Raw genomic sequence first — 14,042 nt, forward strand, 5'->3', positions numbered from 1 at the left:
TAATCCCGGGCCTCAGCACTACCGTCCGTCGCGCTGGTCACTACTGTGGACTGATCTTGGGCCGAACCCGCCGGCGAACGGACGGCACTCCGGTAGGAGTCGTCGGCCTCGCGGAAGACCGGCCACCGAGGAGGTTGCCGCTCCGGTTGTCCACTCCGTACGACATCGGGCCGCCGCCCTGGTTGGTGCTGACCCGCACGTCCTCGCGTGGCCGGTTGGCCGGCAGCAGCTGGACGTATTTCGGCCTGCCCTGTGAGGGCGTGCAGGACGGCGTAGACCGCCTGGCCGGAGACCCGCCCCAGGCGGGCCCGGCTGAGCCGGGCAACACCCCACCCAGCTCGCTTTCTGGGACCAGTCAAGTTCTGCTGACGATCCCTGCTGTGGTTCCCGACATGCCGACCGGCGTTCCGGGTAAGCGCTACCGCACGGAATCGGTCAGGAAAGTCGCCGGGATCGGGATTGGCGATCAGTGGGCAGAGGGAATACCGGTGGCGAAGGAGGAGCCATGTCGCCCACACAGGTAGTCATTCTGGTTCTCGTCGTACTGGTGCTGGCCGCGGTGGTCGCCGCGGCGGTGGTGGCCGGCCGTCGCCGGTCGCTGCGGCGGCGCTTCGGCCCGGAGTACGACCGGGTCGTCGCCGAGCAGGACAACCGCTCCGCCGCCGAGCGGGAGCTGCGGGACCGGGAACGCCGGCACGCCGAACTCGAACTCACCCCGCTGGCCCCGGAGGCGCGGGCCCGCTACGCCGCGGCCTGGGAGGAGCTCCAGGTCCGCTTCGTCGACTCACCGGCCGAGACCGTGGGCGACGCCGACGAACTGGTCAGCCGGCTGATCACCGAGCGCGGCTACCCCACCGGGGACTTCTCCGACCAGATCGCCCATCTCTCCGTCGAGCACGCCCGCACGCTGACCCACTACCGCGACGCGCACGAGATCCGGCTGCGCAACGAGCGGGGCGAGGCCAGCACCGAGGAGCTCCGCCAGGCCGTCGTCCACTACCGCGCCCTCTTCGCCGACCTGCTCGGCGCGGACCCGGTCCGTGGGGTCACGCCGGAGCAGCACCACCCCGACAGCCCCCACGACGTCACCAGCCGCTGAGGAGACCACCACCATGCGCCAGGAAGAGCAGCAGCTGAACAACGACCACCCGGAGGCCGTCCGCTCCACGCCGGTGGCGGTACCCCCGCCCGGCGCGGTGGACGCCGCCGACGCCCGGCACGACCGGGACGGGCGTGCCGACGTGCCCGAGGACGCGCTCGACGACCGGGGCACCTTCGACGACCCGTCGGTGACCGACCAGCGCGGCGACGACCTCGACGACACCCGCCCGTACGCCCTGCGGGACACCGACCGTGACGCGGACGACGACCGGGACGGCGCGGCCGACCCCGACGGCGACGGCCGACCGGAGTTCCACGAGCCGGCCCCGCTGCCGACCACCTTCGGGGCGACCACGGTGGGCGACGCGGTGGCCGCCTCGGCGCTGGCCGGTGGTCGGCCGGAGGACGAGCGGGACGCCCGGGGCGAGGACACCGCCCAGCCGGGCGACGGCGCACCGGGGCGGACCGAGCCCTTCGACGACGAGCGGGCCGACCCGACCGCCGCCGACCGGATCCACGACCGGGACCGCTGGACGGCCGACGGCGACGGTCCGGTGGCCGCCTCGCGCCACGACGACGCGACCTCGGCCGGGGCGGCCGGCTACGGCAGCGCCACGCCGGCGATGGTCGACCCGGACGCCGAGGCGCCCGAGGGCGGCGCGTCAGCCGCCGCGGCGGGCGTCGGCGCGGTGGGTGCCGGCGGCGTCGCCGCCGCGGCGGCCCGCCCGGCCGGCGCCAACGTCCCCACCGACGCGGCCACCCTTTTCGAGCCGGCGGCCGCGCAGGACTTCCGGGACCGGTGGCGCGACGTCCAGCTCCGCTTCGTGGACGACCCGCGGGCGGCCGTGGGCGACGCCCAGTCGCTGATCGAGGAGGCCATCCAGGCACTCTCCTCCGCGCTGTCCGCGCAGAAGGAGAAGCTGGGCGGCTGGCAGGACGCCGGCTCGGCGGACACCGAGCAGCTGCGGATGGCGGTCCGCCAGTACCGGGACTTCCTGGACCGGGTCCTCGGCCGCTGACCACCACCGGGACGCCCCGACCGCACCCGCGGTCGGGGCGTCTCCGCGTCCGGCCGAGCCGCCGACCATCGAGGCGGCCCGGGAGGTCCGGCCTCCGTCGGCATGGCCCGGTCCCAGCGGGGTACGCGAGATCCGGGAACGCGTCTGGGACAGGGAGGCAGCACCATGACCGATCGTGACCCGAACCGCGGCCGGCCGCTGGAGGAGAGCCCGGAGGTGGCCGCCGCGGTGGACGACGAGAGCACCGTGCCGCAGTTGGCCACCGGCGGCGGCCCCGACCGGGACAACCCGTCCTTCACCGAGCCGGGCGCCGGGGGCGCCGGCGCGACGGAGGACCTGCTGGGCGACCCGTACGCGGCCGGCACCGGCGCCACCGGCACCGGCACCGGGGCCGGCGGGAACAACATCCGCACCGGCGCGGAGCAGCCCTGGGAGCCGGAGGACCTGGTGATGGCTCGCGGGCAGGACCTGACGCCGGAGAACATCGAGCGGGCCCGCCGGGACCTGGCCGAGCAGGGCCGGGCGGCGGTGGAGAAGACGGTCCCCTGACCGGCGGGGGCCCCTGGCCCGACCGGTGACGGTCGGACCAGGGGCCCGGGGAAACCTGCCGCGTCAGTACCTCACTCCTGTCGCGGCGGGCAGGCGTGCCGTCCTACAGCGCCGGGTAGGCGTTCTTCATGAGCTCCTGGAACTGAGCGGAGAACCAGGCGCCGGAGATCGGCGCGTTCGGCAGGGCGCCACTCATGCTGTTGCCGTTGCGGGCGTTGCCGGTGTAGGTCGGGTCGCACATCCGGTCGAAGCCCTTGCCCTCGGTGTTCGGGATCAGGCTGCTGGAGCCGTCCGACTCGCCTGGGGGCTTGACCCAGACGTACGCGTCGATGCCGGGCTCCGGGCTGGCCTTGGGACGCTCACCGAGTCCGGCGCCGGCCTGGTTGCACCAGTTGCCGGCGTGGAATCGGCGGTCGATGCGGCCGCCGTTGACGTAGGTGTCCACACTGGTCGTCGCGCCCGGGCCGGTGGGCCGGGCGGTGCCGCCCCAGCCGTTTCGGGAGGTGTCGATCAGCATGCCGATGTTGGTGTCGAAGCCGGTGGAGACCAGCTTGTTGCGGAACGCCTGGGCGAACGACAGCTCGTCGACGTACTGGTTCCAGTCGATCCACTTGGACTGGCGGACGGTCTGCCCGTTCACCGTGTCAGTGATCTTGACGTACGGCTCGCGCAGCGCCGAGTAGTTCGCGGTGTTGACGATGAAGCCGTGCACGTTCTTCACCGTGCTGCCGGAGGCGATGGCGGCCGTGTAGAGCTGGTTGGCGGTCGGGCCGAGGTTGCTGTCCCAGCCGATCCAGCCGTGGTGCGCGGCGTCGATGTAGTTGTAGACATTGCCGATCGCGCCGAGCTTGGCGAGGGCGTAGCCGACGCCGTTGACGTACGCGCCGTTGGCCTTCACCGTGTCGCACAGCACCGTGCCGCCGGGCTGGCCGGAGGTGTTGGTGACCAGGTTGGGCAGCGAGTCGATCTCGATGATGTTGACGATCCGCAGGCTGGCGTACTTCGGGTCGGCCTGGATCGCGGCGATCGGGTCGATGTACTCGGCCTTGTAGCGGGGCAGCTCGTCCGGGCCCAGCTCACCGTTGGAGGCGAGCGCGGAGCAGTCCCGGCCGGGCAGGTTGTAGATGACGAACTGGATGTAGCCGGCGCCCTGCTGCAGCGCGGCGTTCAGGTGGTCGCGTACACCCATCGCGCCGTTGGAGCTGCTGTCGGTGGTGCCGTTGATCGCGGCGATCCGGTCCAGCCAGACGGCGGTCGGGTTGTTGGACACCCGGCTGCCACCGGGCTCGGCGTCCGCCTTGGCCTTCCACTCCGGATTCACGTACCCCTTCACCCCGGCGTACGGGTTGTCCACCTTGGTGCCGGGCGGCGGGGTCGTGGGCGGGGGCGTGGTGGGCGGCGTCGTCGGCGGCGGGGTGGTGGGCGGCGGGGTGGTCGGGGTGCCGCCGTTGCAGACCGTGCCGTTCAGGGTGAACGAGGTCGGCTTCGGGTTGCTCCCGCTCCAGGCCCCGTTGAACCCGATGGTGGTGCTGGCGCCGCTGGCGAGCGAGCCGTTCCACGACTCGTTCGTGGCGGTGACGTTCTGGCCGCTCTGCGACCACTTCGCCGACCAGCCGGACACCACCTTCTGCGCGCTGTTCGGGAAGGTGAAGCCGAGGTTCCAGGCGCTGACCGGATCACCGAGGTTCTTGATGGTGACGGTGCCGGTGAAGCCGCCCGGCCAGTCGCTGGTGGTGTAGTCGACGCTGCACTGGGTCGCGGCCTGCGCCGCGGTGACCGGGATGGTCACCAGGCCGCCCGCCACCAGGACGCTCGCGCCGGTGAGGGCGAACGCCCGGCGCCGGCCGGACAGACTTCTCCACAGATTCATACCACTGAACTCCTTGGGCGAGACCGGATCCGCGTACGGCCCGGCGTTATGGCCCCGGCGGACGTCCGGACGGGACGACCTCGGCGCCAACGGGATGCTCGGGGGTGCTGCCCGCCCCGGACGGACGAGCGGTGGTGGTGAGCTGGCCGGCCCCCAGGACCGGTCTACGGCCACGTCGTCCGGCCTGGACCGGATGCCCTCGACGATCTGCCTGTGCGGTGTGGCTCCCCGAACCGCGTGCAGCGATTCTTGCATGGGAGCGCTTCCATGGCAATGGCTCGATATGACTGCTGAACCGACAGGGGGTGGACACGCCCGGACAGCAACCTGCCTGACCCGTTCCGGGCAGATGAGCCCAGGGCGGCGGAACGCGGTAGCGCAGCACCGTAGCAGGACCCCGGGGCCCAGGTATGCCACAGCGGGTCGCGTCACCCCGAAAGAAGCTGAAGGCCACTAAGACGGCACGAGGCGCTTAGCACTCCTATACGGCTAAGTACCATCAAACTCGCAAAAATGAATCTTCCCTCGCATAATTCTCGAAACGGTCTAACATCGGCGGTAGCTCGGCTGTCGTCGGGCTCAGGACATACAGGGATGGAGTGACGCAGGTCATGGCAAAGAAGATGCTCGGGAAGCTCGTTGCGGGTGCCGCTCTCGGCGGCGCGTCCCTGCTGCTGTTCTCGCCCGGGGCGGCGTACGCGGGCGGAAACGCTCAGTACGTGGGGAACGCCTTCGCCAAGCCGCAGGTCCAGCTCCTTGAGGTATGCCCCGGGAACCACGAGGACTGGGACCACAAGGACTGGGACCGCAAGGACTGGGACAACAAGGACCACGACCGCAAGGACGAGGACCGCAAGGACGAGGACCGCAAGGACGAGGACCGCAAGGACGAGGACCGCAAGGACGAGGACCGCAAGGACGAGGACCGCAAGGACTGGGACAACAAGGCCGGCGACACGTGGCAGCCGGAGACCGACGGCCAAGGCGGAGGCATGGCCGACGACCAGTCGGACAAGGCCGACGACCGGAAGGGTCACGACGGCAAGGACGAGGACCGCAAGGACGAGGACCGCAAGGACCACGACCGCAAGGACCACGACCGCAAGGACGACTGCATGCCGCGCGGCCACGTCGACGGCGGTGACGGTGGGATGACCACCACCAGCACCGACCGCGGCATGGCCACCGGCGGAGCGGGCATGATCGGCGCGGCTGCCCTCGGCGGCATCGTGCTGATGCGGCGGCGTCGGGCCAATGGGCTCGTCTGACCTGACGGCGACACGGGCCGGCGGCCGTCACGGGAGACCGTGGCGTGCCGCCGGCGCGGCCGTCGTCGTAGCGCTTGCCATGGGGGGTGCCGGAATGATCGGCGCCTCGCTCCGGACCGTTCCCCCGCCCCGCCCGCCGCAACCGGCGGCCCAGGCCGGCCCGGAGTCCGCCGCGCCCGACGTCCCGGACGCCACCGACGTTCCCGACGACGGCACCCCGGACGGCCGGACCGATCCCGATGCGACCGCCGCCGGACCGGCACCCCTGGCCCGGTCCGTGCCGACCACCATCTCGATCCCCCGGATCGGCGTCGATGCCGAGATCATGGCGCTGGGCACCAACCCGGACGGCACCGTCCAGGTCCCCCCGCTGGAGCAGGCGCAGAAGGCCGGCTGGTACTCCCCCGGAGCCAGCCCCGGCGAGGCCGGCAACGCCGTCGTCGTCGGCCACGTCGACTCGGCCAAGCTCGGGCCGGCCGTCTTCTTCCAGCTCGGCGCCCTGCTCAAGGGCGACACCGTCGCGGTGTCCCGGGCCGACGGCAGCACCGTTACCTTCACCGTCGACGAGGTGCGGTCGTACCCGAAGACGGCCTTTCCCACCGAGCGGGTGTACGGCCCGAACGACCGGCCCGCGCTGCGGGTGGTGACCTGCGGCGGCCAGTTCGACCAGGCCGCCGGCAGCTACCTGAACAACATCGTCGTGTACGCCTCGATGACCTCGTGAACGCCGAACGCGCCTCCGGCGGGATGTCGGTCCCGCCGGAGGCGCGTCGTCGTACGCGTCAGGCCGCGGCGGAGGTCCGCACCAGGGTGCGGATCTGGCGCAGCAGCACCGACAGGGCGGCCAGGTCCGCCCGGGATTCGTCGAACTCCCCCATCGCCCGGCGGGCCCGGTGGATCGAGGTGGCGTTCGACTGCTCCCACTCGAGCACCCGCTCCTGCGGGGGCAGGTTGTCCGCAGTGGAGCCGAGGACCTCCGCCGTGAGTGCCGCCAGCGCCGCGTACAGGTCGTAGCGCAACGCCATCCGGGCCAGCGTCTGCCAGCGGTCCTCCCGCGGCAGCAGGGAGATCTTCGACAGCAGGGAGTCCACCCGGAACAGGTCGGAGAGGACGAAGTAGACCGAGGCCACCTCGCCGACGTCCCGCCCGGAGGCGTTCGCCGTCTCCACCACGTCCAGCAGGCCGAAGCTGTACATCAGCCGGGTCGCCTGCTCGGCCAGCTCCCGCGGCAGGCCCTTGGCGGCCATCGCGTCGATGTGCGCCGCCAGCGCCTCCCGTTCGCTGCCGTAGAAGCGCTCCTCCAGGTCCGGCAGGAGCCGGGCCACGCCGGCCTTCAACCGCGCCGTCTCCGCCGGGACGTCGATCGGCGAACGCCGGTTGGTGACCAGCCAGCGCACCGCCCGGTCGAGCAACCGCCGGGTGTCCAGGTAGACGCTGGTCTGGAGCTCCGGGGAGACCTTGTTGTCCAGCGACTCCACCGCGTCCCAGAGTTCGCGCAGCCCGAAGACGTCACGGACCACCACGTATGCCCGGATCACGTCCGCCGGCGAGGCGGCCGTCTCCTCGACCACCCGGAAGATGAACGAGATGCCGCCCCGGTTGACCGCCTCGTTGACCAGGACCGTGGTGATGATGTCGCGGCGCAGCCGGTGCTGGGCCATCCGGTCGGCGAAGCGCTGCCGCATCGGCGTCGGGAAGTAGTTGACCAGGACGTCGGTCGTCCACTCCTCGTCCGCGAGACCCTCGGCGAGGATCTCCCGCTCCAGCACGATCTTCACGTACGCCAGCAGCACCGCGAACTCCGGCGCGGTCAGCCCGGACTCGGTGCGCACCGCCAGCTCCTCGTCCGGCGGCAGCGCCTCCAGCGCCCGGTCGAGCTGACCGGCCCGCTCCAGCTCATTGATCATCCGGCGGTGCACCGGGAGCAGCGAATTGGCCTGGGCCTGCGAGTTGTTGATCGCGCGGGCCTGGTCGTAGTTGTCCCGCAGCACCAGCTCACCGACCTCGTCGGTCATCTGGGCGAGCAGCTCGTCCCGCTGCGGGACGTCCAGCGCGCCGTCGGCGACCGCCGTGTTGAGCAGGATCTTGATGTTCACCTCGTGGTCGGAGCAGTCCACCCCGGCCGCGTTGTCGATGAAGTCGGTGTAGATCCGCCCGCCCGTCAACGCGTACTCGATCCGGCCGAGCTGGGTGCAGCCCAGGTTGCCGCCCTCGCCGACCACCCGGCAGCGCAGGCTCTTGCCGTCCACCCGGATCGCGTCGTTGGACTTGTCGCCCACCTCCGCGTTGGTCTGGGTGGAGGCCTTCACGTACGTGCCGATGCCGCCGTTCCAGAACAGGTCGACCGGCGCGGTCAGGATCGCCTTCATCAGCTCCTGCGGGCTGAGCTGCGTGACGTCGTCGTCCAGCCCGATCGCCGCCCGCACCTGCGGGCTGATCGGGATCGACTTCGCCGTCCGCGGGAAGATCCCGCCGCCTTCGGAGATCAGGCTCGCGTCGTAGTCCTCCCAGGACGACCGGGGCAGGTCGAACAGCCGCTTCCGCTCGGCGTACGAGGTGGCGGCGTCCGGGTCCGGGTCCAGGAAGATGTGCCGGTGGTCGAAGGCGGCCACCAGCCTGATGTGCTCCGACAGCAGCATCCCGTTGCCGAACACGTCGCCGGACATGTCGCCCACGCCGACCACGGTGAAGTCCTGGGTCTGGGTGTCGTGGCCCAGCTCCCGGAAGTGCCGCTTCACCGACTCCCAGGCGCCCCGGGCGGTGATCCCCATCTTCTTGTGGTCGTAGCCGGCGGAACCGCCGGAGGCGAACGCGTCACCAAGCCAGAAGCAGTGCGCCGCCGAGATCTCGTTGGCGATGTCGGAGAAGGTCGCGGTGCCCTTGTCCGCCGCCACCACCAGGTACGGGTCGTCCGCGTCGTGCCGGACCACGTCGGTCGGCGGCACGATCTCGCCGCTGACGATGTTGTCGGTAACGTCCAGCAGTGCGGAGATGAACTGCTTGTAGCAGGCCACCGCCTCGTCCCGGTCGCCCGGCTTCTGCTTGAGCACGAAGCCGCCCTTGGCGCCGACCGGCACGATCACGGCGTTCTTCACCATCTGCGCCTTGACCAGGCCCAGCACCTCGGTGCGGAAGTCCTCGCGCCGGTCGGACCAGCGCAGCCCGCCCCGGGCCACCGGCCCGAACCGCAGGTGCACGCCCTCGAACCGGGGCGAGTAGACGAAGATCTCGAACTTCGGCCGGGGCGCCGGCAACTCCGGGACCGCCTGCGGGTCCAGCTTGAACGCCACGTACGACTTGGGCCGCCCGTCGGTGCTCCGCTGGTAGAAGCTGGTCCGCAGGGTGGCCTGGATCAGCGTCAGGTACGACCGCAGGATCCGGTCCTGGTCCAGGCTCGCCACGTCGTCCAGTGCCGCGCCGATCGCGGTGACCAGGTCACCGCTGCGCTCGCGGCGCGTCTCGGCGCTCGTCGCACCCGGGGCGAACCGGGCCTCGAAGAGCTCCACCAGCAGCGCGGCGATCTTCGGGTACGCGATGAAGGTCTGCTCCATGTACTCCTGGGAGAAGACCGTGCCGGCCTGGCGCAGGTACTTCGCGTACGCCCGCAGCACCACCACCTGGCGCCATGTGAGGCCGCCGCGCAGCACCAGCTCGTTGAAGCCGTCCACCTCGGCCTCGCCCCGCCAGGACGCGGCGAAGGCGTTCTCCACGTGCGGGCGCACCTCGGCCAGCTCCTGGTGCGCCTCGGGCAGCCGCAGCCCGAAGTCGTAGAGGAAGACCCGGCCGTCGACCCGGTCCACCTCGTACGGGTGCTCGTCGACCACCCGCACGCCGAGCGAGTGCAGCACCGGCAGCACGGCGGAGAGCATCATCGGCTCGCCGTACCGGTAGACCTTGAACCGGACGTCCATCGCCTCGTCGACGTCGGCCGCCCCGTGGCCGTTGGCGCGCGGCGCGAGCTGCTTGCGGAACAGGTGCATCTCGAGCTGGCCGGGCTCCTCCAGCAGCTCCAGCTTGGCCAGGTCCTTCATCGCCTCGTACGGCGTGTGACCGTCCTTGTAGCCCTCCGGGAACGCGTCGGCGTACCGGCTGAACAGGTGCTTGGCCTGCTCGTCGCCGAGCTTGCGCTCCAGCACCAGCCGGTAGTCGTCGTCCCAGAGCCGGGTCGCGTCGGCCAACTCCTCGGCGAGCAGGTCGGCGTCGATGTCGCCGGGCGGGTTGCTCGGGTCGGTCCGGACGATGAAGTGCAGCCGGGCCAGCATCGACTCGGTGACCCGGGTGGTGTAGTCCACCCCGACGCCGTTCAGCTCGCGGTTCAGGATGTCCTGCATGCGCAGGCGGTTCTGGGTGGTGAACCGGTCCCGGGGCAGGTAGATCAGGCAGGAGATGAACCGCCCGTACGCGTCGCGGCGCAGGAAGACCCGCAGCTGCCGGCGGCCGGCCATCCGCAGCACGCCAACCACCGCGTGGTACAGGTCGTCGGTCTTGATCTGGAACAGCTCGTCGCGCGGGTAGGTCTCCAGGATCTGGAGCAGGTCCTTGCCGGAGTGGCTGCGCTGGCTCAGCCCGGAGCGGTCCAGCACCTCGGCCACCTTGCGGCGGACCACCGGCAGCTCACGCACGCTGGTCCGGTACGCCGCGGTGGAGAAGAGGCCGAGGAAACGCCGCTCGCCGACCACCTCGCCGGCGTCGTTGAAGATCTTGAAGCCGATGTAGTCGAGGTAGGCGGAGCGGTGCACCGTCGCCCGGGAGTTCGCCTTGGTGATGATCAGCAGCCGCTTCTCCATCACCCGCTCGTGCGCCTCGGGCGTCATCGACGACAGCGCCCGCGCCTCCGGCGAGTCGGACCGCAGGACGCCCAGCCCGGTGCCGAGCACCGCCTCCAGGGCCGGCCCGCCGTCGCCGCCCTCGCCGCTGGACTCGACCAGCCGGTACTCGCGGTAACCGAGGAAGGTGAAGTGGTCGTGGGCCAACCAGCGGAGCAGCTCCACCGAGTCGGTGATGTCCTTCTCCGGCACCGGCGGGCGGTTGTCCGACGTCCGGGCGGAGGCCAGCTCGTCGGCGAGCGCCAGGGCCCGCTGGCGCATCTTCGGCCAGTCCTCGACCGCCTCGCGGACGTCGGTGAGCACCCGCTGGAGCTCCCGACGCAACTGCTCGCGCTGCGCGGCGTCGCGGACCGGGTCGATCTCGACCCGCATCCAGCTCTCGATCAGGTCACCGGCGATCGCGTCGTCCGGCTCCACGTCGGCGGAGACCTCGGTCAGCCGGCCCAGCGGCTCGCGCCGGACCACCACCAGCGGGTGCACCAGCAGGTGCACGTCGAGGTGGTGGGCGTTGAGCAGCGCGGTCACCGAGTCGACCAGGAACGGCATGTCGTCGGTCACTATCTCGATCACCGTGTGGTGCTGGTCGGCGTCGGGCTCGTGAATGCGCAACTTCAGCTCGCCGGGCACCCGCTGCTGGGCCAGGTCCCGGTGCGCCCGGGCGGCGTCGAGCATCTCCTCGGCGGTGAATCCGATCAGTTCCTCGTCCGGCGCGAACCGCCAGAATCGACCCACCAGGGTCGCCGCGCCGTGATCGTCGCCGGCCAACGCCACCGCCTGGGCCACCAGGCGCTCCGCGTTGGGTACCGGCTCGTCGAGATCCGCGTCCTCCGCGTCGTCGCCCATGGCTTCCCCGGGGAGGCCCAGGTCGTAGAGGGTGTCGATACTCGAACCGGTCATCCCGGTCACTCCTGTGTCGAGTCGGCCGAAGCCGTCCCCGTCGGTCGCCGAATCGAAGCTGTCGTCCCGGCCGGTGTCAGCCTGCCGGAGGTCGGGTCCCGGTTTGATCGCCGGACGCCGGTCCATCGGTGCCACTCCCCTCGACCCACCGCGTTGTGGGTCACTCTGCCGCCCAGCCTAGGCCCTGCCGCTCTGTCCAATCGTCGGCGGATCACCAGCCGGACGTCCGGTTCGGGACTTTGTCCTTTCACCCGTTGCAGATCCACGGTCGGCCGGCTGCGGAGTACCCCGACTGGCGATGTTCATCACACGGCCGCACCGGCGTCTTCACCCGGCGGGCGGTCCGCCGGGGCGGTACGGGCGGCACCGGCGTACTAGCGTGGCAGGGCAGTCAGAGCCGCGGAGGTGCCGTTCCATGTCAGTCCCTTACCCCCACCGACGCCCCCGTACGCGCGTACGGCCGGCCCTCGCGGCGCTGGCCGCCACCGTGCTGGCGGCTGGTGCGCTGACGGGCTGCTCGGACGGCGCCGGGCCGGAGGAGAGCCTGGAGGCGTTCCTCGCCGGTTGGCGCTCGGGTGACCTGAACGCGGTCGGCTTCGTCGACCCGACCGGTGCCCGGCTGCCCGCCGGCGACGTGGCCAAGGAGATCAAGGACCTCTCCGGGGAGCTGGCCGCCACCCCGCCCACGCTGCGCCGCACCCGTGACGCCGAGATCACCAAGAACCTCGCCACCACGACCATCCGGGTGGAGTGGAAGCTCCCCGGCGACACCACCTGGGCGTACGACCGGCCGGTGCGGCTGCGCCAGGGCGGCGACGACGACCAGTGGCAGGTGATCTGGGAGCCGCAGATCGTCCAGGAGCAGCTGACCAGGGGTGACCGGCTGACGCTGCGCCGCGAGCCGGCGCCCCGCGGCGGCGTGCTGGACGACGCGGGCCAGCCGATCGTGGCGGCCCGGCCGGTGGTCCGGATCGGCGTGCAGCCGAGCGAGGCAACCGACGTCCCGGCGCTGGTACGGCAGCTCGACGCCGCGTTCAAGGCGATCCGGCCCCCGATCAGTCCGCCGGTCGACCTCTCCGACCTGCCCACCCGGCTCCGCGAGGCCGATCCGAACGCCTTCGTCGAGGTGGTGACGCTGCGGGACGACGCGTACCAGCAGATCAAGCCACGCATCTACGACCTGCCGGGCACCAAGTTCCGCTCCGAGAAGCTGGCGCTCGCGCCCACCCGCGAGTTCGCCCGCGCCCTGCTCGGCTCGGTCGACGAGGCCACGGCCGACGACCTCGCCGCCCACCCCGACCGGTACGCCCGCGGCGACCTCGTCGGGCACGGCGGCCTCCAGGGCCGGTACGACGAGCGGCTGCGCGGCACCGCCGGCGTCTCGGTGCTGGTCAGCAGGCCGGCGCCGGACAAGAACGAGCCGCCGGCCGAGGTCCCGGTGTTTCAGCACGCGCCACAGCCGGGGCAGGCGCTCAAGACCACCCTGGACGTGGCCACCCAGAACGCCGCCGACACCGCGCTGCGCGGCGAGAAGCGCCGCTCGGCCCTGGTGGCCGTCCGGATCACCGACGGCGCGGTGCTCGCCGCGGCCAACGGTCCCGGCGCGGCCGGGGAGAACCTCGCCTTCACCGCCCAGGTGCCGCCCGGCTCCACGTTCAAGATGGTCAGCGCCCTCGGCCTGCTCGACCGGGGGGCGGTCGGCGCGGACACCACGGTGGACTGTCCGAAGACCGTCGACGTGGACGGCCGGCCGTTCAAGAACTCCGACAACTTCGTCCTCGGCAAGGTGCCGTTCCGGACGGACTTCGCCAAGTCCTGCAACACCGCCTTCGCCTCGCTCGCGCCGGAGCTCGGCCCGGACGGGCTGGCGCAGACCGCCCGGACGGTCGGCCTGGAGGGCGCCTGGGACCTCGGCCTCGACGCCTTCACCGGCAAGGTCTCCGCCAACGGCTCGCGGGTCGAGCAGGCCGCCGCCGCGATCGGCCAGGGCACCACCGTGGTCAGCCCGCTGGCCATGGCGGGGGCCACCGCCGCCGTGGCCCGGGGTCACTGGGAGCAGCCGAAGCTGGTGCTCGACCCGGCGCCGGCCAAGCCGGCGGGGCCGGGCCCGCAGTTGAAGGCCGAGTCGGTGACGCCGCTCAAGGCGATGATGCGCGAGGTGGTGACGGTCGGCACCGCCAAGGCCCTCGCCGACGTCCCCGGCGGACCGGTGTACGGCAAGACCGGCACCGCCGAGTACGACAACAACCCGGCGCACACCCACGCCTGGTTCGTCGGCTGGCGGGGCGACGTGGCGTTCGCGGTCTTCGTGGAGCAGGGCGGGTCGAGCGCGGCCAGCGCGGTCCCGATCAGCGAACGCTTCCTCCGCGCCCTCCGCTGACCTCGGCCCGGACACGCTCGGCCCGGACACGCTAGGCCCGGACACTCGGTGCCCGGCCGGCGCCGCCGACCTGGACGGGTCAGGCGATGCCGGCGGTCGACCGGGGCGGCTCGTCGTCGGGCGGCGGCATCC

General features: G+C 71.8%; 8 protein-coding genes. 6 read left to right on the plus strand and 2 right to left on the minus strand.

Annotation, left to right across the window (positions count from 1 at the left end; translation table 11 throughout):
* The first annotated feature begins 505 nt into the window (after positions 1–505).
* The 3 genes from AC5RWQ_RS16665 to AC5RWQ_RS16675 all read left to right on the plus strand — a co-directional run bounded on the left by AC5RWQ_RS16665 (position 506) and on the right by AC5RWQ_RS16675 (position 2,669).
* Positions 506–1,099 carry a hypothetical protein gene (locus AC5RWQ_RS16665; RefSeq protein WP_494283638.1) on the plus strand — a complete coding sequence of 198 codons (594 nt, stop codon included), beginning with the start codon at positions 506–508 and terminating at the stop codon, positions 1,097–1,099.
* 13 nt (positions 1,100–1,112) lie between these two features.
* Entirely contained in the window at positions 1,113–2,120 is a 1,008-nt protein-coding gene (locus AC5RWQ_RS16670; RefSeq protein ID WP_494283639.1) for a hypothetical protein, read from the plus strand.
* A gap of 165 nt (positions 2,121–2,285) precedes the next feature.
* Entirely contained in the window at positions 2,286–2,669 is a 384-nt protein-coding gene (locus AC5RWQ_RS16675; RefSeq protein ID WP_494283640.1) for a hypothetical protein, read from the plus strand.
* Positions 2,670–2,772: 103 nt separating this feature from the next.
* On the opposite strand, the gene AC5RWQ_RS16680 is transcribed toward AC5RWQ_RS16675, so the two are convergent.
* Positions 2,773–4,539, minus strand: a complete 1,767-nt coding sequence (locus tag AC5RWQ_RS16680; RefSeq protein ID WP_494283641.1) for a glycoside hydrolase family 6 protein — start codon at positions 4,537–4,539, stop codon at positions 2,773–2,775.
* A gap of 611 nt (positions 4,540–5,150) precedes the next feature.
* On the opposite strand from AC5RWQ_RS16680, the gene AC5RWQ_RS16685 reads away from it, so the two are divergent.
* Together AC5RWQ_RS16685 and AC5RWQ_RS16690 are read left to right on the plus strand one after the other, a co-directional pair.
* Positions 5,151–5,807 carry a hypothetical protein gene (locus AC5RWQ_RS16685; RefSeq protein ID WP_494283642.1) on the plus strand — a complete coding sequence of 219 codons (657 nt, stop codon included), beginning with the start codon at positions 5,151–5,153 and terminating at the stop codon, positions 5,805–5,807.
* A gap of 1 nt (position 5,808) precedes the next feature.
* Positions 5,809–6,531 carry a class F sortase gene (locus AC5RWQ_RS16690; RefSeq protein ID WP_494283787.1) on the plus strand — a complete coding sequence of 241 codons (723 nt, stop codon included), beginning with the start codon at positions 5,809–5,811 and terminating at the stop codon, positions 6,529–6,531.
* Positions 6,532–6,589: 58 nt separating this feature from the next.
* On the opposite strand, the gene AC5RWQ_RS16695 is transcribed toward AC5RWQ_RS16690, so the two are convergent.
* The gene (locus AC5RWQ_RS16695) at positions 6,590–11,656 is read right to left on the minus strand and encodes an NAD-glutamate dehydrogenase (protein WP_494283643.1); all 5,067 of its coding nucleotides are present in this window, start codon (positions 11,654–11,656) and stop codon (positions 6,590–6,592) included.
* Between the two features lie 289 nt (positions 11,657–11,945).
* Between AC5RWQ_RS16695 and AC5RWQ_RS16700 the strand changes: the two genes are divergently transcribed.
* On the plus strand, positions 11,946–13,910 hold the full coding sequence (locus tag AC5RWQ_RS16700) for a penicillin-binding transpeptidase domain-containing protein (RefSeq protein WP_494283644.1): 1,965 nt from the start codon (positions 11,946–11,948) through the stop codon (positions 13,908–13,910).
* Positions 13,911–14,042: the final 132 nt, after the last annotated feature.

This window comes from Micromonospora sp. BS32 (assembly GCF_059089345.1).

Coding starts and splice junctions, on each gene's coding strand:
- AC5RWQ_RS16665 (WP_494283638.1), top strand. CDS start 506: ATGTCGCCCACACAGGTAGTCATTCTGGTTCTCGTCGTACTGGTGCTG.
- AC5RWQ_RS16670 (WP_494283639.1), top strand. CDS start 1,113: ATGCGCCAGGAAGAGCAGCAGCTGAACAACGACCACCCGGAGGCCGTC.
- AC5RWQ_RS16675 (WP_494283640.1), top strand. CDS start 2,286: ATGACCGATCGTGACCCGAACCGCGGCCGGCCGCTGGAGGAGAGCCCG.
- AC5RWQ_RS16680 (WP_494283641.1), bottom strand. CDS start 4,539: ATGAATCTGTGGAGAAGTCTGTCCGGCCGGCGCCGGGCGTTCGCCCTC.
- AC5RWQ_RS16685 (WP_494283642.1), top strand. CDS start 5,151: ATGGCAAAGAAGATGCTCGGGAAGCTCGTTGCGGGTGCCGCTCTCGGC.
- AC5RWQ_RS16695 (WP_494283643.1), bottom strand. CDS start 11,656: ATGGACCGGCGTCCGGCGATCAAACCGGGACCCGACCTCCGGCAGGCT.
- AC5RWQ_RS16700 (WP_494283644.1), top strand. CDS start 11,946: ATGTCAGTCCCTTACCCCCACCGACGCCCCCGTACGCGCGTACGGCCG.